The 20,196-nt window shown below is 61.0% G+C and carries 15 protein-coding genes; 3 read left to right on the forward strand and 12 right to left on the reverse strand.

What is annotated here, in order from left to right:
* Position 1: 1 nt before the first annotated feature.
* The 7 genes from FFA61_RS07725 to FFA61_RS07755 all read right to left on the reverse strand — a co-directional run bounded on the left by FFA61_RS07725 (position 2) and on the right by FFA61_RS07755 (position 3,010).
* The gene (locus FFA61_RS07725; protein ID WP_040313614.1) at positions 2-313 is read right to left on the reverse strand and encodes a WXG100 family type VII secretion target; all 312 of its coding nucleotides are present in this window, start codon (positions 311-313) and stop codon (positions 2-4) included.
* A 63-nt stretch (positions 314-376) separates the two neighbouring features.
* Positions 377-568, reverse strand: a complete 192-nt coding sequence (locus FFA61_RS07730) for a hypothetical protein (protein WP_131247240.1) — start codon at positions 566-568, stop codon at positions 377-379.
* Positions 569-577: 9 nt separating this feature from the next.
* A complete protein-coding gene (locus FFA61_RS07735) occupies positions 578-907 on the reverse strand; it encodes a hypothetical protein (RefSeq protein ID WP_005963296.1) in 330 nt (109 codons plus the stop codon).
* On the reverse strand, positions 904-1,221 hold the full coding sequence (locus tag FFA61_RS07740; RefSeq protein ID WP_005963295.1) for a hypothetical protein: 318 nt from the start codon (positions 1,219-1,221) through the stop codon (positions 904-906). Before FFA61_RS07740 ends, FFA61_RS07735 begins: the two co-directional genes overlap by 4 nt.
* A complete protein-coding gene (locus FFA61_RS07745) occupies positions 1,218-1,949 on the reverse strand; it encodes a hypothetical protein (RefSeq protein ID WP_005963294.1) in 732 nt (243 codons plus the stop codon). The genes FFA61_RS07740 and FFA61_RS07745 overlap by 4 nt, the downstream gene beginning before the upstream one ends.
* A 21-nt stretch (positions 1,950-1,970) precedes the next feature.
* Entirely contained in the window at positions 1,971-2,273 is a 303-nt protein-coding gene (locus FFA61_RS07750; protein WP_005963293.1) for a hypothetical protein, read from the reverse strand.
* Between the two features lie 2 nt (positions 2,274-2,275).
* The gene (locus FFA61_RS07755) at positions 2,276-3,010 is read right to left on the reverse strand and encodes a hypothetical protein (protein WP_005963292.1); all 735 of its coding nucleotides are present in this window, start codon (positions 3,008-3,010) and stop codon (positions 2,276-2,278) included.
* A 226-nt stretch (positions 3,011-3,236) separates the two neighbouring features.
* Between FFA61_RS07755 and eccD the strand changes: the two genes are divergently transcribed.
* From eccD to FFA61_RS07770, 3 genes are read left to right on the forward strand one after another with little or no spacing between them, the layout of a single operon-like run.
* Positions 3,237-4,538 (forward strand): type VII secretion integral membrane protein EccD, encoded by a 1,302-nt coding sequence (eccD, locus tag FFA61_RS07760; protein WP_175406563.1) that lies wholly within the window; start codon positions 3,237-3,239, stop codon positions 4,536-4,538.
* A complete protein-coding gene (gene eccB, locus FFA61_RS07765; protein ID WP_005963290.1) occupies positions 4,538-5,998 on the forward strand; it encodes a type VII secretion protein EccB in 1,461 nt (486 codons plus the stop codon). The genes eccD and eccB overlap by 1 nt, the downstream gene beginning before the upstream one ends.
* The gene (locus FFA61_RS07770) at positions 5,995-7,428 is read left to right on the forward strand and encodes a S8 family serine peptidase (protein WP_005963289.1); all 1,434 of its coding nucleotides are present in this window, start codon (positions 5,995-5,997) and stop codon (positions 7,426-7,428) included. Before eccB ends, FFA61_RS07770 begins: the two co-directional genes overlap by 4 nt.
* Before the next feature lie 208 nt (positions 7,429-7,636).
* On the opposite strand, the gene FFA61_RS07775 is transcribed toward FFA61_RS07770, so the two are convergent.
* From FFA61_RS07775 to FFA61_RS07795, 5 genes are all read right to left on the reverse strand, one after another.
* Positions 7,637-9,238 (reverse strand): serine/threonine-protein kinase, encoded by a 1,602-nt coding sequence (locus FFA61_RS07775; RefSeq protein ID WP_005963287.1) that lies wholly within the window; start codon positions 9,236-9,238, stop codon positions 7,637-7,639.
* Positions 9,235-11,907: a transglutaminase-like domain-containing protein gene (locus tag FFA61_RS07780; RefSeq protein ID WP_244920176.1), complete on the reverse strand. Its 2,673-nt coding sequence runs from the start codon at positions 11,905-11,907 to the stop codon at positions 9,235-9,237. The genes FFA61_RS07775 and FFA61_RS07780 overlap by 4 nt, the downstream gene beginning before the upstream one ends.
* A complete protein-coding gene (locus FFA61_RS07785; protein ID WP_005963283.1) occupies positions 11,904-13,115 on the reverse strand; it encodes a DUF58 domain-containing protein in 1,212 nt (403 codons plus the stop codon). The genes FFA61_RS07780 and FFA61_RS07785 overlap by 4 nt, the downstream gene beginning before the upstream one ends.
* 41 nt (positions 13,116-13,156) lie before the next feature.
* Positions 13,157-14,122, reverse strand: a complete 966-nt coding sequence (locus tag FFA61_RS07790) for an AAA family ATPase (protein WP_005963281.1) — start codon at positions 14,120-14,122, stop codon at positions 13,157-13,159.
* Between the two features lie 84 nt (positions 14,123-14,206).
* Positions 14,207-19,930, reverse strand: a complete 5,724-nt coding sequence (locus tag FFA61_RS07795) for an Ig-like domain-containing protein (protein ID WP_005963279.1) — start codon at positions 19,928-19,930, stop codon at positions 14,207-14,209.
* Between the last annotated feature and the right edge of the window lie 266 nt (positions 19,931-20,196).

Here is a 20,196-nt window from a genome sequence, read left to right on the forward strand (position 1 = left end):
GTCAGCCCAAACGGCTCGCGAGCTTGGCGAATGTGCTCTCTTGCTCCTGATCAGCAACGTCGTAATCACGCTGAGCGGAACGCAGGTTGTCCTCAAACTGAACGAGGGCGTTATTCACCTTGTTTGCTTCCTCGTTCCAACGAGCCATGAGAGCATGGAACGCCGTGGCCGCGGGACCGGTCCAGTTGGAGCCGATAGCAGCCATCTGACTCTCAACAGCAGCAATACGCGCTTTAAGATCGTCCCGGGTCGCCGACACCGTGTCGGCGCCCTTGAGGATCGCGCCCTCGGCCGCAGAAATCTGACCTGCCATGTTGTCTCCTCCATCGTAGGGTGCGCAGTGGATGCCGATCACACCCATCGCAATTGACGGTTATTACCTTAGACAAGAGGGGCGGCCCGCGTCTACGCCCCGGATAAGATCCGGGTTCTGCGTTTGCGAAGCGATGTCCGCATGCAGGGGAGAGTCGGCGAATCGCCGATACGGGCGCCGCCCGTGGGCGGGTTCGGCCTTGTGCGAGCCGTCCGCGGCGCGCTCGTCGAAGCGAGGATGACGACGCGTTCGCATCGCCGCGCATCAACGCGGGGCGTCCGCCCCGATCCTCCGCAGATACTCGTCGACCACGGCCCGGGGGACGGGATCCCACAACTCGACGTAGCGTCGAGCTCGTTTGACGCCCCGAGAGCCCTGCGAGCACCACTCGTTGAGAAGTCCCCGATCAAGGGGGGATTCCGCGATCATCCGCTCAATGGACCCGCCGTATCGGACGGCGAAGAACTCATTGTACTGAAACTGTCGATTCGCTTTCGCACGGCGCAATTCTGCGATGGGAAAGAGAACCAACGGCGCCAGGCAGATGAGGGACGGTCCAACGATGGCGATGATGAGCATGCCTGTCTCGTTCATCGAATCTCCTCGAAGCGGGATCGTACGAGTCTGCGCGCGACGTGATCGGGGACGTCCTCGTAGTTCTGGACGTATCGGATCGCGCGCTTCTCCGCACCGGAGCCTTCTCGCCGCAGCAGCTCGTCGAGGCCCCGACGATCCACCTGATGATGAGCGAGGAATGCGAAGAAGCTATACCCGTAATGGTCCTGGAAGTAGGCGCGTTGCCGATAGGCTCGCGCTTGCTGCCGTCGGATCATCAGTGAGGCCGCGATCGCGAATACCGCCCCCACGACGACGATCACGGGAACGAGCAGAAGAAACCAATGAGTCATTCGCGGTTTCCATCCGGCCACTTGTTGCCGGCGAAGGGGGACGAACCGCCAAACAGGGTCACCGACTTGATGGAGTTGATCTGGGAGACCTGGACGCCCGCGAGCGTGGCGCTTGCGGCGATCAGGCTGACGACGACCGCCGCCCACTGGAGTGCGGTGAGTCCGGCCGCAGCCGCTCCGGCGGGCGCCCCGACGCCAGTCGCCGTCGCCGCCCCGGCAGCGGTGAGCCCGACGATGACTGTGACGGTCGCGCCGACAACGCCGGCGTAGAATATGATGAGGCCGACTCCGGTCGCAACGAGCGAGTTCGCGATCGAGCTCGCCGCCGTCGAAAGCTTTGACGCGGCCTCACCCTGGCTCGCGGTGAGCGAAGAATAACTGTCGTAGGCCTCGCCGGACCACGCGCCCTTCTTCGTCTCGAGGCCGGTGAGATCCGCCGAGATCTGAGCGAAGGGCGCCGCGACCTCGTCTCTCCACACGCCCTGAGCGGTAAAGATCTGGACGATCTCGAAGCCTTGCTCCAAATACTCCCTGATCTTCTCGAGGACGATCTCCGCGGCAGCGCGGAGAGCCCGAATCGCGATGTCGACGAGATACTGAAGCACGACGAAGGCGACGCCGAGCGCCGCTTTCGCCTGGTTCCATATTGACTGCAGGGCGGCGAGGAACTGTTCGATCCGCGCGACGGTCTTCTCGAGGGCGTCGAGGAGTCGCTGAAGATTGTTCATGGTGAAGTCCTTGAGTCAGTATCAGTATGCGTTGGCAATGTGAGCGGTAGCATCCGCTTCGTTGTCTTCGTAGGCTTGAGCGTTCAATCGGAGATCCGAAGCAATCTGGCCGAATTCCCGGCCCGCGTCCGATGCGAGTGCGTGGAGCAGAGGAACGATGTCATTGATCGCATCCTTGACGAGGACCGCGAGTGGGATATCGATGGCTCCCAGGTTCAGGGGCTGAATCGCAGAGGCCGCGCGTTGAGCAGGCGCCGTCTGTTGATCCCACAGCTCGGCGTCGGCGCGGATTGCGTCGGTGACGACTTTGATCTTGGGAGCCACGGTTATTCCTTCTTTCCGGGCAGGCTGTGCAGGGTGGACAGGAGACGCAGGATGGTCATGTCGGCGTCGTCGTTCCCTGCAGCGATCGGCGGGTCATCGGCGGTGACGACGGCATTGACGAGCCGTTGAACGAGCATCGCGGTCGGTGTGTTCTTCGCCCATTGAGGATCGACATCGATTCCGGTGACCTGCCCGCCCGCCCGTCTGACGACGATCGGATCGATGGACGTCGGCTTCGATGTTTCAGAGGAATCATCGCGGGCGAGCGACTTGATGTCATGGGCGAGACCATCGAGGGCGTCCGCCTTCTGCAGTACCTCTTCGACAAGGTCGTCAACGGAGGCCGGCGCGACGAACAACGAGGTCGCGAGCATACTGCGGGAGGCCTCTTCAATTCGTTCCCTCGTCCGATCCGCGTCGACACCCTCGACATCGTCACGATGACGCGCCGCGTAGTCCTCCGCGCCCTGGAGAAGCTCGTTTCGAGCATCGCCAATCGCCGCGGTGAGAGCGCTTCCGAGTTCGACCGGATCGAGGTCATCACGCCAGCGATAGTCGATCGACAGATCGGCGATCGACCCCGTGTTCCTGACAACGACGGCGACCATCCCGGTATCATCCCGCCCCTCGGCGGTCTCGGGCACTTCGCGCGCAGCTCCTTCAAGCACTCCGACCACGCTCTCGAGTCGAGCGATAGCTGCGATGAGATCCTCATCGAGGGGAATCGATTGAGTCATTGGATTGTTCCCTGTCGTTTCGGATCGTTACAGATCGACTATATGACAACCGCATCAACAACGGAAGGGCGACGAAACCCGTTCCGCGCTCGCGGGGGAGACGCAGCCTCGCCAAGAGTCGCCCGGGGCTCATCGGTCGCCGAGATTCTGATTTCGCCAGGAAGCCACTAGCCTATGAGCAGGAAACTCGCACCATGTGAAGGACGCGGAGGACTCGATGTCTACGATGACGCGAACAGGCACGGCCCTGATGCCAATCTCAGTGAGCTATGCCGGAGAAACCATCGACATGTCGATCCCCCAATCGGTATGCCTAGCCGAAGCCATCCCCGGGATAGTCTCAGCCTTGGGCCGACTCGACCCGAGCAGCGTCTCAGGAGGATTCGAGATCATCACCTCCGGAGGACGAAAACTCGACCAGTCGAAATCCCTACCCGACCAGAACGTCCAAGCCGGGGCGCTCCTCACCCTAGAACCCATCGGACAATCCGCCAAAGACCTGCGTTACGACGACCTCATAGAAGCAGTCGGCTCCAGCGTCGACCAAGATTCAAAGGAATGGACCCCCGCCGACTCCCTCCAACTCTCCTCCCACGCAGCCGCAGCTCTCATCCTCGTCGCAGCCCTCCTCCTCACCCTCGGACCTGAACACGGATACCTCAGTGCCGCAATCGGAATCATCGGAGCACTCCTCGTCGTCGCCGCCTCCGCAATCATCATCAGGATCCCCTCCGTCGCAGGAGCCGTATCACTACTCGCCACAGCACCCCTGCTCATGATGTCCGCCGGATTCAACCTCGTCGGAGGAGGCTGGCGGCCCATCACTTGGCTAGCCGGAGGAGTCGGCATCCTCGTCGCCGCAGCGTCCGCCCTCGTCCTCCCCTCACGCATGCGTGCCATCATGGCTGCGCCGCTCGTCGTAGGAACAACAATGGTCCTCAACGGAGTCATCGGAGCCTCCACAACGATCCCCCTTGAGAAGACCGCCTCACTCGCCCTCGCCCTCCTCCTCATCACCTCCCTCTCCGCACCCTGGCTCGCCCTCGCTCAGGTTCCCGTCAAAGTCACGGGCCCCACTTCAATGGCACCAATCGACATCTACGAAGTCCACGGAAAAGTCTCCACCTCACAAGTCTTCGTCGTCGCCGTCAAAACGGGAGTGTCCATCTCCTTGGGATTCCTCGCCCCCATGCTGCTCAACTCGCCCGAAGCGATCATTCTGCTCGGATGCTCCGGAGCCGCCCTCATGCTCACCACCCGCTCCCTACGATCACGCCTGGAAGTCCTCATCGGCGTCATCACCGGGATGCTGCTCATCCTGGGTGCCATGTTCGGCGCAGCCCGCTCCTACCCCGCAATGGTCCCCAGCATCGTCATCGCGGCCCTCACAGTCGCCGCTTGTCTCCTGGCCGCCAATGTCGTCAACGCTCGCACACGCCCATGGCTCACCCGCGCCGCCAACGCCCTGAGCATCATCGTCCTCCTGACGATCCTGCCCCTGACCACCATGGTGTGGGGAGTGATCTGATGCCCTCAAATAAGGACATTCTCGAGGCCCAGCGCTTCAACCGGCGTCGACTCATCGCCGCATTCTCATCAGGAACCCCCGGCGGGAAAGAAGTCGACGCGCCAAATAACCTGCGTCCCCTCCTCGTCGGTGCCGTCATCGCGGCGCTCATCCTCATCGTCGCCGCCGTCATGGGGCGTTTCTCCCCAACCCTGCCCCAAGGCTGGGAGAACTCAACGATGATCGTCATTAAATCAAGTGGAGCCCGCTACTACACGATTGACGGGACTTTGCGCCCCGTCACCAACATCACCTCCGCCAGGCTCCTATCTGAAGCAGGCTCCTACAAGACGAGCAGAGTCTCGGCCTCGACCATTGAAGGACTCCCCCGAGGATCCCAAGTCGGAATCACCGGCATCCCCGATGACATCCCCTCATCCTCGGCCCTCCACTCCGATGAGTGGATGTCGTGTGCGCTCGAAGGCGGAACCCACACCTGGGTCGCCGGTAAACCCGAAGGAACCTCAAACGCAGGCTTAGTCCTCGTCACCAGCGCAAATCGCCAGTACCTCATTAGTGGAGGAACCCGCTACCTGCTCGACACGACAGGCACCCTCGGTCCTGCCCGCTCCCTCGGCCTCGACCAAGTCACCCCTATCGAAGTTGAAGCCGCATGGCTCGACCTCTTCGTCAAAGGATCAGACCTGGCACCCCTCTCCATTGATGATGCCGGCCAGCCCGCCACAAACATGCCCGAGCGCCTCAAATCGGCTCGAATCGGAACCATTATTGAAGTCCGGGACGAAGCGAAGGAGAAAAGCCCCAGCCGCGCCTACATCGTCACGGGGGACGGTCGCATCGCGTCCCTGTCATCCGTCGCGCGCCGCATGTACGAGCTTTCCGACGCCTACCAGAAAGCCGGAAACCCGCTAAGCGCCACAATCGCCGATATTCAAGATCTTGGAGGGAACGAAACATTCGGCCCCGCCGACTGGCCTTCGACAATCAACATTGACGAGGTCGTCAACACCGATTCCGTTCCCTGCGCAAACCTCGTCTTGTCCGCTACCGGTGCCCGCACTGAACTGCTGTCAATGAACGCTCGGGAAGCCAGGCGCGCCGCCAGTGGCGCTGCGTCAACAACGAACGCTTCTGCAACGGAGGTGCCAACTGGTTCTCAAATAGAAGGGAAGACCGGATCTCAAACAGAAGGGAAAACGGAGCCGCTTAGCTCCGTCACCGTGCGAGGCGGCTCAGGAGCCCTCGTCCGCGCCTCTTCGGGCGGAACCCTGGGTGCCACCATGTTCATCTCCGACATCGGCAGAGCACACGGCTTAGGAGAAAACCCCGCCGACGCCATTGCCCGCCTGTCATGGACTGATAAAGATGTCGTGTCCGTTCCCTCGGCGTGGATGAAATTGGTCGAGCCCGGTGAAGATATGACCGCCGAAGCGGTGTGGACTACCGTGGGCGTCCAATGAAAAGACACAGGCGCGGCCTCGTCGCCGTGATGTTCTCGGCGATCCTCCTGTCTTCCCCGTGTGTCGCGTCTTATCCGCGCGTCACGCACGCGGCACTGGCGGACACTCCCGCTGAGGCGACAGCGAACGCTCCCGCTGGGGCGGAGGAAACCCCGGCAAAGGCGCTAATGGATGCCCCGCTTAGAGTGGAGGACACCCCGCTTGGGACGGCAACGGACGCTCCCGCTGAGGCGACAGTGAACGCTCCGACTGTGGCGTCGCAGAGAACTCCCACTGGACTGAAAGCAGATGCCCCCACCGGGCCAGCAGAGGACCCGTGCGTCGATAACCTCAACGACCACACCCTCGTCTCCCAGACTCCCTCGTTCATCGCACAACTGGGAATGAACGACGCCTGGCAATTATCCGAGGGCAACGTCCTCGTCGCCGTTGTCGATTCCGGTGTCGACGCCTCCAACCCCCACTTCCTTGAAGGCGCCGTCCTCGCCGGCACAGACTTCATTGACCACAGCGACGGACGAATCGACAATTCCGGACACGGAACCGCAGTCGCAGGCCAAATCGCGGCGAGGAAGATCGAAAACTCAGGAGTCGTCGGCATGGCGCCCCACTCGCAGATCCTGCCCGTCCGCGTCTATGAGAACATCGACTCGGAAACAGTCCAAGCAGGCCGAGGGCCCAACTCCCGAGTCACTGCGGAAGGGATTCGCTGGGCCGCAGACCGCGGCGCCGTCATCATCACCGTCCCCCTCTCCTCCTCAACGCCCTCCCCAGAATTGGAAAGCGCCGTGCGCTATGCCACGGACAAGGGCTCCCTGGTGGTCGCCTCAGCGGGCAACACTGAGACCACGGAACAATCAGAGACGAACACCATTCGCTATCCGGCCGCCTACCCTGAAGTCCTCTCCGTGACCGCCGTTGATGAGCACGGACTGCCCAGCGACCAAGTTGTGTCAGGAACACATGTCGAGGTCGCCGCCCCGGGCAGCAAAGTCCTCACGACCTACAAGAGCTACGGCGACTGCATCCTCGCCCCCGACGCTCCAAGGACCTCCTACGCCACCGGCTACGTGGCGGGCCTGGCCGCCCTCGTCGCATCCACGTACCCCGCCGAAACCGTGCCCGAATGGAAGTACCGCATCCTGGCAACTGCACTGCGCCCCAATGCAGCGAAGAAATCGGAGCGCCTCGGCTGGGGGATCATCGCCCCCTACGACGCACTCAACTTCACGAACGACGGCACCGCTGCCGGACCGGACAACCCGAAATATCCTCGCGCGCACAAAGCCGCACCACGGCTGATGCCTCGCCCAACGCCCCATAGCGACCGACGCGGAGCACATCGCCTCCTGATCCTCATCATGACAGGAGCGGGATCCTCCCTCGTTGCCGCACTCTTCCTCGCCTCGTGGTTCAAACGACGCCCTTGAGCTACGACGCTGAAGAACTCAGCGTTTCCTCCGCATTCTGCTCCCCGCGTCTTGCTCAACACACGAGCAAACAACTCCCACACCTGAGAACACCCGCACCTTGCTCAGCGCCCGCGCTCACGTCCTCGTGCACTCCACCCCGGGCTCATTCGACGACTACACGCTTCTACCTGAGCCCACGCGCCCATCGCACGCTCCTGCGTGAAACTCACTCGACGTTCACGCACTCCTCCACCACCGAGGATTGACGCCCCCGCTCACTAACCGCAACAACCTGCAAACAGTTCTCCCCCGGAACCCCCACCAAGGTCACAGTATTCGCATCAATGTTATTCAAAATCGGATCCTCACCCGGCCTCAGTGCCGTGTACACATAGTGATCCGTCTTCGCAACACGAAACCCCGGCTCCGATTGGGAATCAGAACGAGACTCTTCAGCCCCGATCCACGTCCACGTGACCCTGCCGTCCTCGACCCTCCCTGAAAGCGAGGTGACCGGGGCCGGAGGGGCATCGACCGGATCAAGAGCCTCAGTTCCCTGATCTATAGGACTTGGAGCCACAGAGACCCTCTGCCCTCCCCCGGTGAGCATCGCGACAACCAAGCCCGCAACAATCACCGCCGCCACAACAACGAGGGCACTAATCCCCCACATGGAGACCCGGCGAGGCTCCACATCCTCCTGAGCAACGTCAACTCGACCCGCAGTGGTCGCCGACCTCGGCTCTTTCCACGCATCAGCATGAGCTTCAACGCCTGAATCGAAATCAAAACTCCTCGCACGAAGCCTCGTCCGATCGGGATCAACTGAAGGAAATGAACGCAGCCGCGTGCCCTGCTCGGCCTGCGCAAACCCCCGCTCATCCGGCTGCTCAAGCGCTGCAGCCCCACCGAGTATCCCCACCGGAGGGGGCGAAGCGGCTTCAGGGCGCGGATCACGAATCTCAAGACGAGTCACAGGCCTTCCCATAAGCCTTTGAATCCCTTGGAGGGCCCGCCCGAACTCGGCAGCGCAGGGCGTTCGCTCCAAGGGATCAAGCCTCATCGCACGGAGGAGGACCTTCTCCAACTCTTCAGGCGCATCCGCGCGCCCCAGGCCGCGAATACGTCCAGAACGCACCCTCGAAGCAACGGCGACAGCAGAATTATCCCCAAAGGGATCCTCGAAAGGACTACGACCCGTCAAAAGAGTCCACGTCGTACTCGCTAAGGCCCACACATCTTGAGTCGGATGAATATGGGTCCGCTGATCCTGTTGCTCAGGTGGAGCCCACAGAACAGAGAAACCGTCAAGAACACCATCAGCGAGGACACCAATAGGAGAAGCAACCCCGAAATCAGCGAGGACGGGACGCCCATATGAGTCGAGCATGATATTCGCCGGCTTAATATCACGGTGCACGATACCCGCACGATGAAGCATCTCAACCCCACCGCTAATCTGCACCATAACGTCAAGAGCTTGGTCGATTGACATGGGGCGTGCTCGCACTTGCTCGCCCACATCAGCAACCGGACAATACTCCATCACCAAGAACGGACGCCCATCCTCAGCGGTGCCCGCGCCGTGCAAGGGAACAATCGCCGGATGGCCCGCGACCGCAGTCATCGCATTCGCTTCGCGTCGCAACTCGGCGGCACCCCGCTCATCGTTGAGGGAGCGCACAACCTTAATCGCTACATCACGAGAGGGCAGAAGCTGATGGTAGAGGTGCACGTCCGCGAATCCCCCCGAACCTAAGGGCCTGACCCATTCAAAGCCAGGCAGTTCAGGAGCAGAAGCGATTGCTGATGGCGAAATAGGCATCATCGGGACCTCTTTCCGGGCGATTGCCGCTTTCTGTGCAATTGCCTCTTTCTGGGCGAATACCGCGTCATGAAGGGAAGCAAACCCCTGCGTTTCGGATTACTGCCCTGCTCGGTGAGGCGCTTCTTCTCCGCGCGAGCGGCCCGGGCACGTCGATTCCGGGCGCGCAATGATCTGAGAGACACAGCGAAACGGATGCGTCCCAACACCCTCATTTCGCCTCTGAGATCCCGACGCAAAGCATCGACATCCTTCCAGGCCAGGAGCGCCTCCGAGCCGAATGCGGCATCTTCAGCGAAATCTGCGATATCCGCGCGCCGGGCAATGGCGACCGTCGTGGGAACCTTTTGCTCGAACAGGGTCCACCCGGGAACTGCGGTGAGCTCGCCGACCCTATCCTCCCGAGTGCCCGCGACCTCGCCCTCCCGAGTGCCAACAGCCCTGCGCTCCCGACTTCCAACCCCCTTGTACTTCCGGGAGCCTACGGCCCTCGAAGAAGCAGCGCGCTGCGACCACAGACTCGTCAACTCCCACGCCGTCTCTTGACGGGTCTGATTCACACTCACCATGATTCCCGCGTCAGTCGCCATATCGACAACCTCGTCCCACGAACCAACCAACACAGCATGAGGATCCGGGCCCCGGCGACGTGCACGACGACGCAGCGCCTTCGCCAACACGATCACCACAATCGGGCCGATGAGCACAAGAAGCACCCCTGAAACACCGGCGATCGCCTTCCAGGGAATCTCGAAGCGATCATCGTCCTCGGACTGCGTATCACGATCCGAAGTCACAGGCGGCAACTCCGTCGGCTCCTCAGGAGGCTCAGGCGGTTGCAGGACCTGAGGGCGGGGCACCGACTTCGGTTCAGGCACCTCAGTCTGTGGCTTCTGGTCGCGCGGCGGAGTCGGATCGAAAACACCCCAACCGACCCCCTCGAACTCGACCTCCACCCACATGCGCATGTCCGAGCCGTAAAAGACCACATCCCCGGAGGTCTCCTCCGAGTAGAAGCCCATCACGACCCTGGCATTGATTCCCAGGGAGTGGAGCATGAGCGCCATGAGGGTCGCGTACTGTTCATCATCGCCAATGAGCTGTTCAGCTTCGAGCATCCGCTGGAGACGGTCAGTACGGTGTCCCGGACGCGAATGGGCTGCATCCTCGTTCGAATAAAAACCATTCTCCGACAAGTAGCGTTCAATCGCGCGAACCCTCGCCAAAGGCGACTGCTCCTTCGCGGTGACCGTAGTCGCCAATTGAGCGACATCCTCAGGAACCCTCTCATCAAAACCGTGAAAGGCAAGAGCTTCAACATCAGCCAGTTGACCATCCGAAGGTTTCGGCTCGATATACGAGGTGATGGCGTAGTCCATGGAGGAGTTCGGCCCAGTCGTCAAAGCTGAATCGGACCACAAATTGGCGTGCAAGCCCTTCTGGAGCGCACGCGCGTTTTCACCGGTGAACCTCAAAGTCTGGACGGTGCCGAGTGAAGGCACCCACGGGCCAATGAGGCCCGATGTCCTCATGTGCATCTCAGCGAACACGGCGCCCTCGCCAATGGCCTGCTCGGGCAGACGAGAACCAACGGAACGAAAACCCGAGTCGGGGTGAGCATCCGCTCCGCTCATCCCGAAAGTCGTGCCATCGTAGACATCCACAACCGCGAAACGCACCCTCGCCGATTCGGGAAGCCCCGAGACTGACAGGAGTTCCTTACTCTCCAAATCCGTCGTGTAGTGGCGAAACGCCGCCAAGGGTGAAGGGTAGTCGCGAAGATCGAGCGGCGGTTCAACAAGGTCTCGCGCAACGATCCGCGAATCCCAAGGCCCCCATCCGATCGTGGTCGGCACGCCGAGCCCCACCCCGATTCCCGTCATAACCAGGGCAGAGACGAGTCTGCGTCCAAGATTGACGACGCTGCGCGAACGAGTACTCGTCGAAGAGGCCGTGGCGCTCATCGTGTTCGCCTTCGCACCTTTACCGATGATGATGTCCTCGCCAACGGTGATACGACGCCTGAGAGCCGCCACAGCCCACCACAGAAGAACCAGCGCCCACCAGATGACGACGGGCCACAGCCTCGGATGTGTTCCCGAAGGGCCAAAAGCGATGCCAATGACTCCCATGAGGATGATCGGAATAGTCCCGAGGATTGCACGCCCCCAACGCAGCGTCACAAGCCCAGCGAACGTCGACAACACGAGGCCACTGATCCAGGGGACCAGGGCGGGCCCCACATAGGAGGATGCGGGCGGAGTGAGAGTCAGCAGATCCTTCCATGACTGGACCGAACCGAGGACCAGAAGCTGGAGAGTCTGCCCCGTCGGGATCACCCCAAACAGGCACGTCGTCCCCAATGCGAGGCCACCGCCGAGCAGGAGATACGCAGCGAGCAGGGCCGCGAGGACCGAAAGCGCATCCCATCTCCAACGAGTTGCCGCCGCTGAGATGAGCAAGCCGACGAGGACGCCGACTGTGGCTGCGATGAACCCCGAATAGTCACCGAAGATCGGCCCGTGAGTGGCAATAGGGCCGAGGAAGAGGAGGAGAAGAAGGAGGAGGGTCCACCACGGTTGGCGGGCACGACCCGCGCCGCGCGTCTCGGCGCTCTTCGCGCCAGGATGCATGCTTGCTCGACGCGAGCCTCTGCTCGGGGGCACACTCATTCCATCGCCCCCCTCGCGATCAGTCGCGGCAGATCATCGAGAGACGGACAATCCAACAGCACACCCCGAGTGAGTTTGCGTCGACGCCGCGAAGCCCCGGGGCGAATCCGAATGACCAGGGTCGACACGTCCGCACCCGTCAGGCGCGCCACACGTGAAGCCTGTTCATCTGAAACATTGGGGTTCACGATGATCGTCACCGCAGACACTCCGGCGCGCTCTTCGATGCAACGCCTCACCCTGTCCTGAATATCGACCGCATCCTGGGCCTCGACCTCGGTCAAAGCATCAAGCATGCGCACCGGCGACGTGGTCGACACCCATCCGCTCGAAGTGCTCATCGACACCGCGCGGGATGCTCCCAGAGCGGCGAGGGCGAGAGAGGCGCCAGCTGAAATCGCCGTTTCGAAAGCCTCACTCGGCCAGGAGTGAGCCGCGGTATCGAGGATGATCATGTGGTGGGAGCGGCGCGTCTCTTCAAATTGGCGAACGATGAGACGACCAAGGCGAGCAGTGGACACCCAATGCACATTGCGCCGATCATCACCGGGTTCGTAATCGCGCAGAGCATGAAAAGAAACATCCGAAGAGGATAGTTTCGCTGTCGTCACGCCTTCGACATCCATCTGGAATCCCGTGGCATCGAAAGAGAGCCTCAAGGTCCGCGGGTGGACGCGAAGAATGTCGGGCCGATCCCAGATACGCACCCGGCGTAACAATCCCAAACCATCCGAGCGAACCGAGCGGGCAGGACCGATACTGATCAGGCCTCGTCGGCGAGTGATGACTGAGAACATTTCATTCCACTCGCCCCTGGGGCCCAGCGGGGGAACGAGGAAGTGTCCGACCCCGTTTCCGATGGGAAGCTCAATGACTCCCGAAGAGACGGGCCTATTGCGCGTATTGGTCACCGTGATCGCACCAACAGCGCTTTGTCCCGCAACGATGCGTTCCTTCGGCAAGTCAATCGTGATCTGGTGGGGAGTGGGCCAAATGACGAGTGCGAGGGCCAGGAGGAGAACCACCACGCAGATCGCCGCAATGAGGTACGCCTCAACCCACCCCCACTGTGCGGCGATCCACACGGCGAGGAGCCCGCTGATGAGCACGGCCCATCCTGTGGGGGTGGGAGTCTTCAACCAGGCGAGGACGAGGGCGGGCACGCGGGTCTTCCCGGCGAACGCCTCCCGGGCCTTCCCGGCGAGCATCTCACGGGTCTTGTCGAATCGAGCTGTAAGAGCCACCGGGGTCAGGCACCCACCGCCGGTGCGGGAACAGTGGTCAAGGCGCGCTTGATGACGCCCTCGGCTGTGGCCCCGGAGAAAGAAGCATCCGGGTCGACGAGGATCCGGTGCGCCCACACGGGAACAGCGAGATCCTTGACATCATCCGGCAAGACGAAGTTGCGTCCCTGGGCGGCGGCCCACACACGAATACAGCGCGCCATGCCGATTGCGCCTCTCGTGGAGACACCCAGGGTTGATGACTCATCCGCTCTGGTCGCTTCAGCCAGGGCGGCGATGTAGTCGAGAATTGCACGATCCGTGTGATTGAGGGCTGCAAGCTCAGAAAGTCGAACAACCTGGTCCGCTCTGAGCAGGGGCCTGACTCGTTGTGAACGGTCGGGCGCAGCCGCTCCGTTGAGGACATCAATCATGGCTGCGCGCGAGGGATAGCCGATTGATGTTTTCATGAGGAAACGGTCGAGCTGCGCTTCAGGCAGGGGGTACGTGCCGGCCTGTTCGATCGGGTTCTGGGTCGCGATCACCATGAAGGGAGCGGGCGCAGGGTGGCGCACACCGTCGACCGTCACCTGGGCTTCTTCCATCACTTCGAGGAGCGCCGACTGGGTCTTGGGTGAAGCACGGTTGATCTCATCGGCGAGGACGATTTCAGCGAAAATCGGGCCCCTGTGGAATCGCCAATCACCGGTTTTCTGGTCGTACATGTTGACGCCGGTGATATCGGAGGGCAGCAGGTCGGGGGTGAACTGGATTCGAGTGGTTTTCGAGTCGATGACCTTCGACATGGCGCGAGCCAAAGCGGTTTTGCCCGTACCGGGAGCATCTTCAAGGAGAAGATGCCCGCCTGCGAACATCGTCGTCAGAGCCAGACGGATCGTATGCTCCTTGTCGAGGACGGCCGTGGAGATCCCCTCCACCAGTCCTGCGAAGGTCTGGGCGAATCGGGTGGCGTCTTGAATACTGATCGTCATATCGGTCCTAGATCCTTGTCATCTTTGAAAGCATGTCACGAGTTTGCGACTGGGATTCTTCCGCTCCACAGTTATTGGCCCACATCAACCGCCAGCCCCCTGGGCGGCTACTGTCAGGGGCGCGGATGAGCTCGCACCCCACACATTCGAAATCTCCAGAACGAAAGTATGGGCTTTACCCGCTTCCAGCTCTGAAAGCGTGTAAGCGCCATTCTTGTATTCGACTGGAACCCGCGAACCATCAACAATCAGAACCGCACTTGTGACAGGCGGGCTTGCCGTTTCGATATTCCATTTGACGGTAATACTCGACGCTGAAACGAGGGGGGCCGTCAAAGTCGGAGTCTCAGGTTTCGATTCGGGGGCCACGGCTTGCGCCGTCACAGTTTCAGAAACCGAAGAATGACCCGTTGAAGCGACACCGACCTGACAGAAGGAATAGGAGACGGGGTCATTGCTGTGCGAGTTGACGGTCATCCTCGTCATGTCGAGGAGCTCGCTATTCGCGTTGCACGCCTGGCCCGCAACCGCGTAGTGGATCTGAAGGTCGCTCGAATCGTATCCACGCCCACCCCTCTTCGACAGGCCACGAACCTTGAGTTCTCCCTTCACACCCGTCGGTTCAAGCCTGAGATTGTCGGTGGCGGGCGCGAGGGGAATGGTGGACACCTTCACACTCGATATGCCGACATTGGATGTGTTGCCATGAATATTTGAGGTCTGCACCCTCACCTCATGACTGATTTCCGGCACGACACCGCCAATGACCGCCGACACCTGGTTCTTGTCAACGCTTGTCGAGATCCCCCCGACACTCACCGTGGTGTTACCCCAATCAGAATCCTCAGGACTACCCCGATTCCAGGACACCTGCACGGTCGCGCTCTGCCCGTCAGCACTCGCTTCAATCACAGTGGCCGTGACCGAGCTCGGGGTATCGGGGAAACCATAGGGGGTACCGATGGCGCCATCCGAACTTTGCGAGGGTTCCTTCGCCCTATTGTGGGCGACAACGCTGAGAGTGTAGGACTGGCCGTTCCTCAAGCCCCTCACGACGGCGCTCGTGGAGGTCACTTCCTGGGTCCTGATGCCATCCACCCCGGCAATGCTCAGCGTGTACCTCGTGATCGCAGAGCCCTCATTGTGCGGGGGAGCCCAAGAGACCACGAGTTCACGATCCCCCGCTTCAATCGTCGGCGTGGGCACTTTACCGGGGACCGCGTCAATGAGTTCGTAGTTCGACACGGCAGAAGGATCCGAATATCCGACCTCGTTATGAGCGCGAACCGTGAAAGCGTGCTCCTCACCATTACGCAAACCGGATGCCTCACACAGAGCCGTCGCACACCTGTAGCTCTGCCCCGTCGTCACATCCGTCATCTCATAGTGGTCGATCTGCGCGCCGTTATTCGCCCCAGGGGTGAAGGACACTCGGGCCCTACCGGCGCCCGCAACAGAGGCTTTGACTACTGTGGGAGGGGCAGGACGATCGCGAACAGTCAAAATGATTTTGCCCTGCACATAACGCGACGGGTCCTCCGTCGCATCAGCGACCTTATACGTCACGACCATTGACCCGCTCCTGCCCGCCTGCGGAGTGATCGTCAGAGCGTAGCGTTTGGGGTCGGGATCCAAAGTGCCCTCCCCAACTTGGAACTGCACCGAATGGATGCGCAGCCGAGTCTCTTTGAAGGGGTTGAACAGCGCGGGAGTCAAATCAACAGTCACCGCTTGTCCAGCATTAGCGGTAGTGATCTCAATATCCGTTGCACGTGCAAGCTCCGCAGTGGAAGCGACGATTTTCAGGGGAATCTGCGCCTCAACCTCACCCGAGCCATCATTGACGGTGACCGTAATGGGTTCGAGGTCGCCCTTTTGCTGTCCGGCCAGAGCCTGAACAGATAACGTGTGCCCGCTGAGCGACACGCTCGCGCCGGAGGGGCTCTTCACCAAGGAGTAGGCGAAGGATCTCGGGTCTTCGTCGTCTGGATCGTTGACCATCAAGGAAAGATCGTAGGAAACCGGGTCATCTCCCACGGCGATTCTGATGGCTGTGGGAGTCAGCGTCGGAGGATGGTTGCTCGTCGCTTTGACTCTGATGGGGATCGTCAAAACAGCTGAAAGTGCAGAGTCATCATCTGCAAGGCCGTCGCGGACTTCGAAAGAGAGAGAACTCTTCCCGACGTAATCCTTGGCGACGTGGAACTTAATCGAATGGTCTCCCACGAGTTCAATCCCGGGGTCAATGCCGACCGAACTCGTCAAGGAATTCGCATTCACGATGTGCGCGCTGCGCCCGGTGCGCACCATGACATAGTCGTTGATGTCGATATTGAGGTCTTCACCGGCACGCACTTCCAGGGGAATACGGGTCTCATCGATCACTGGGTTCGTCCGGTTGATTCCTGGGACGAAAACGACTGCGGAGGAACTCAAACCGTCCAGGTCCGTGATCGTGTAGACGACCAGCGTCCTGCTCTCAGCCGGAGTGATGAGCAGTTCGTGTCCCTCGACCGAGGCGATGGGAGAGTTCGTTGACACGCTGAGGTCGGCGAGAACACCATCCGGGTCGTCGTCGTTGTGCGTCACCGCGACACGGACCTTGCCGTTATTCGCAGGCAATTCGGAGATGGCGACAACATCGTCGCGTGCAATCGGGGCTTGCAGCGGAGCATCTCGTTTGACGTGGATCGCCAGATTACCCGTGTCCATGCCTCCCTTCCCGTCGGAGATCCGATAGGCGACCGCATAATCGCCCTCGTCCCTGGGAGAGGTGAAAGTGATGCTTGTGCCCGTAATACGAGCCCCCAAAGCCTCGCTGCTGGCGAGCAAGGACCCCTCGACCAGGGAAATCGTGTCCCCGTCTGCATCAATGTCATTCGCCAGCACACCGACCGACACTTCACGATCTGGGCGGATCGTCATGGCATCATCGACGGCGATTGGATCTTGGTTCCGAGTCGCAGGAGGCGCAATCCCCACGCGAACACGAGCCGTTGCCTGTTTACCCTTACGATCCTCAACGATGTAGGTGAAAACGTCAGTGCCCTTCACCCCCTTGGAGGGCGTGTATTCGAGCCAACTCGTTCCCAGTTCGACAGTGCCCTTCGTCGGCGACTGTTCGATTCCGACCAAGGCCACGGAGTCCCCATCCGGGTCGATGCCGTTGAGGGGCACCGGAATCCTCGTCATTTCGGATGTGACCGCCCACGCGGTCAGTGCTTTGGGTTGGGGAGCAGAGTTCGTCTGAGAATCCGCGATTACTTCAAAAGTGACCGTTGAGGAGGCCTCATTGCCCGCAGAGTCGCGCACCGTGTAGGTCACAGTGACAATCCCCGGGGTGTCTCCCGCTTCGAAACGAACAAGATCACCCGTGACGAAAGCTGAACCGACTTCCGGCCTATTCGTGGTGTCCTCAAGCGTTGTCAGCAGGGTCATCGTCAGGCCCGCAGGGGAACGGTCATTCGCCAAAACCGCTACGGAGCCGAGATCTCCCACACGCACTTTCGCACTATCAGGATTGACTTCGGGCGCTTCATTCACGTCCCTGGATCTCGTAGGAACGACCGTCACCTGCGCGCGCGCCGTGTCCTGCCCATTGGAAACGGTGTATGTGAAGGCGACTGAATCCTCCAGGCCCGAAGGCGCAGTGATACGCAAAATATGCCGGTCGATGAGAGTGACCTGCAATCCAAGGGATTCATCGACCTCAATGCTCTGAACGACGAGGACCCCGCCAGCCGGATCCGTGTCATTAGCCAAGGGGGCGACCAGGGTTGATCCTCCGGCGGGCAAGACCGCCAGATCATCTTCAGCGATGGGGGTGGCCTTCTCCTCGGCGTCAACGACATCGACTCGGATGACGCCCAGGGCTGTCGATGGCCCATCGGTCACCGTGTACGTGAACTGGTACGAGCCCGGGGCGGTGCCGGTGAAGGTGATGGTCCCCAAGTTCAGATCCGGAACCAGAGTCGTCGTCACGGGTGCGATAGATACGGCGACCAGGGACAGTGCGTCCCCATTGGGATCGGTGTCGTTGCTGATCGGATCGAGGACGAGGGGTTCTCCGACTCGTGCGACGTAGAAGTCGGCGTTGGCAGTGGGAGCAAGATTGCCGGCCTCTTGCACGTTGAGTGTGAGGACTCCGCTGGTGGTTTCACGCCCATCAGAGACTTCGATCCCGATGGTCTTCATACCGGGGCCTGCTCCGAGTTCTTTGATCGACACGGTCCCGTCTTCTGAGAACTGCACGGACAGGCCTTCAGAGGCGAGCGCTCCGGCGAGGTAGATCTGGTCGCCGTCGGGGTCGATCCAGTCGGAGAGAACGTTGTATTCGATCTGAGCTTCAGCTCCGATCTTGATGAGGGGATTGCGGACTTGTTGGGGCCCTTCATTGACGGACCAGGGATGCACTGACACCGTCACAGTCGCCGTGTCGGCGGCCTCCCCGTCCGTCGCCTCGTACACGAAAGAGGTTGTGCCCGTCTGTTGTTCATCCACGTCCGTGATCTGCAGGGCGCGACCGCCTCGGGTTGACACGACCCGACCGAAGTCGGCGGCTTCAAGGGCCCTCGCCGTTAAGACGTCGCCGTCGGCATCCGAGTCGTTGTTCAACACCGGCAAGGTGGTCGAACGCCCCGGACGGATGCCGAACTCGTCGTCGACCGCTTCAGGAGGAGTGTTCTTCTCCTGCCTTTCAGGGTCGGCGATCTCCTCACTGAGCTCAGGAGTCTCTTCCTGGGTCTTGTTCTTGACGAGTTCCTTCTCGACTTGGTCCCAGTCACTCATCAACACCATGTTCTCGTCGGGAAGCCAAACGGAACCATTGCCGATGTCGTTGAGGACGATCCGGGTGCGGTTCGTGCGAAAGACAATCTCCTCGGCCCCTTGGAGAGTTTCGACGATGCTTGATTCATTCATCGCGGCATCGTCACAGACCCGCAGGTAGGCTCCCGACACCGCCCAGGCCGCGTAGGCGCAGCGATTGTGGCGAACCGGGGCAGCTGCCTGGCCTGCGAGCTCATTGGGGGATGAGCCAAGAACTTTCGCTTGACCACCTTTGAGGGGCACTGCGAAAAGCGCGCTCGTCGTTGCCAGGAGAACATCGTCCGAAGCCGGTCCGGGCTGTTGGAGGACGACCCCTTGGGAGATCCCCTCGGCGGAGAGGTCATACAGTTTGCCATTGGGCAGAACAAGGGTGTTGCTCGTGGAGTCGAGGCCGACGGCGTGTTCTCCGACGACTGTCAGGCTGAGTTCGGCTGTGTGGGACAGTCCGGGGACTGGGGTCTGATGAGTCTCGATGACGGCGCCGGTGCGTTGAGCGGTGAAGAGTTCACCTGCGACGGCAGAAAGAGCGTAGACGGTCCCATTGATCGAGGTGGCGACAGCCCCATCTTCTAATCCGCTCTTCAGCGCTGTTTCTTGGGTGTAGGCGATCGAGGAGGGGGCTGTGGCATCGGAGAGCCACACGTTTCCTTCAGTGGGGTCGATGACGCCAATGGCTGGGCCGCCTTGCATGGCGACAGCGCTTTCAGGCAGCGAAGTCGCAGCCCCCAGGGCGACACTCGACACGTCGACCGGTGCGATGGATCGGGAGGTGAAGTCGGAGAAGGTGACGGTGTCTTCGGCTTGGCCGATGTCGAAATCTGTCGATTCCGTCAAAAAAGCGGCGTCGAGGATTCGAGCGTCATAGTTCATGTGACCGACCATGAGTTTCGACTCGTTGGTCACCCAGATGCCGCCGTCGTCCACGTTGACTTCAGTGGTTTCGATGCCTCGGGAGATGATCGCGAGGAGTGACACCACCATTGAGAAGACGATGACAATGATCGCCGGGGTCCGCTGGAGCAGGCTTCGACGAGAGCGCGAAGCAGCATGACGCGAAGCGGCACGGGGAGTCATCAATACCTCAGGTCTTCTTCCGATGGACAGCGATCCTCATGCATTGTGGCATGCTTTGCCCGAGTGACGTTGACAGGGGGCAGCCTCGCTGGCCGCTCGCCTCCTACCACCGCTCATGTCCAGCCACAGCCCCCTTCCTGCGGCTATTCATTTCCTGCCACCGCTCGTTTCCA

This window comes from Schaalia cardiffensis F0333 (genome assembly GCF_005886435.1).
In the GTDB taxonomy this organism is placed as follows: Bacteria; Actinomycetota; Actinomycetes; order Actinomycetales; family Actinomycetaceae; genus Pauljensenia; species Pauljensenia cardiffensis.

Coding starts and splice junctions, on each gene's coding strand:
- FFA61_RS07725 (WP_040313614.1), bottom strand. CDS start 313: ATGGCAGGTCAGATTTCTGCGGCCGAGGGCGCGATCCTCAAGGGCGCC.
- FFA61_RS07730 (WP_131247240.1), bottom strand. CDS start 568: ATGCGAACGCGTCGTCATCCTCGCTTCGACGAGCGCGCCGCGGACGGC.
- FFA61_RS07735 (WP_005963296.1), bottom strand. CDS start 907: ATGAACGAGACAGGCATGCTCATCATCGCCATCGTTGGACCGTCCCTC.
- FFA61_RS07740 (WP_005963295.1), bottom strand. CDS start 1,221: ATGACTCATTGGTTTCTTCTGCTCGTTCCCGTGATCGTCGTCGTGGGG.
- FFA61_RS07745 (WP_005963294.1), bottom strand. CDS start 1,949: ATGAACAATCTTCAGCGACTCCTCGACGCCCTCGAGAAGACCGTCGCG.
- FFA61_RS07755 (WP_005963292.1), bottom strand. CDS start 3,010: ATGACTCAATCGATTCCCCTCGATGAGGATCTCATCGCAGCTATCGCT.
- eccD (WP_175406563.1), top strand. CDS start 3,237: ATGACGCGAACAGGCACGGCCCTGATGCCAATCTCAGTGAGCTATGCC.
- eccB (WP_005963290.1), top strand. CDS start 4,538: ATGCCCTCAAATAAGGACATTCTCGAGGCCCAGCGCTTCAACCGGCGT.
- FFA61_RS07770 (WP_005963289.1), top strand. CDS start 5,995: ATGAAAAGACACAGGCGCGGCCTCGTCGCCGTGATGTTCTCGGCGATC.
- FFA61_RS07775 (WP_005963287.1), bottom strand. CDS start 9,238: ATGATGCCTATTTCGCCATCAGCAATCGCTTCTGCTCCTGAACTGCCT.
- FFA61_RS07780 (WP_244920176.1), bottom strand. CDS start 11,907: ATGAGTGTGCCCCCGAGCAGAGGCTCGCGTCGAGCAAGCATGCATCCT.
- FFA61_RS07785 (WP_005963283.1), bottom strand. CDS start 13,115: ATGCTCGCCGGGAAGGCCCGGGAGGCGTTCGCCGGGAAGACCCGCGTG.
- FFA61_RS07790 (WP_005963281.1), bottom strand. CDS start 14,122: ATGACGATCAGTATTCAAGACGCCACCCGATTCGCCCAGACCTTCGCA.
- FFA61_RS07795 (WP_005963279.1), bottom strand. CDS start 19,930: ATGGTGGTGTCACTCCTCGCGATCATCTCCCGAGGCATCGAAACCACT.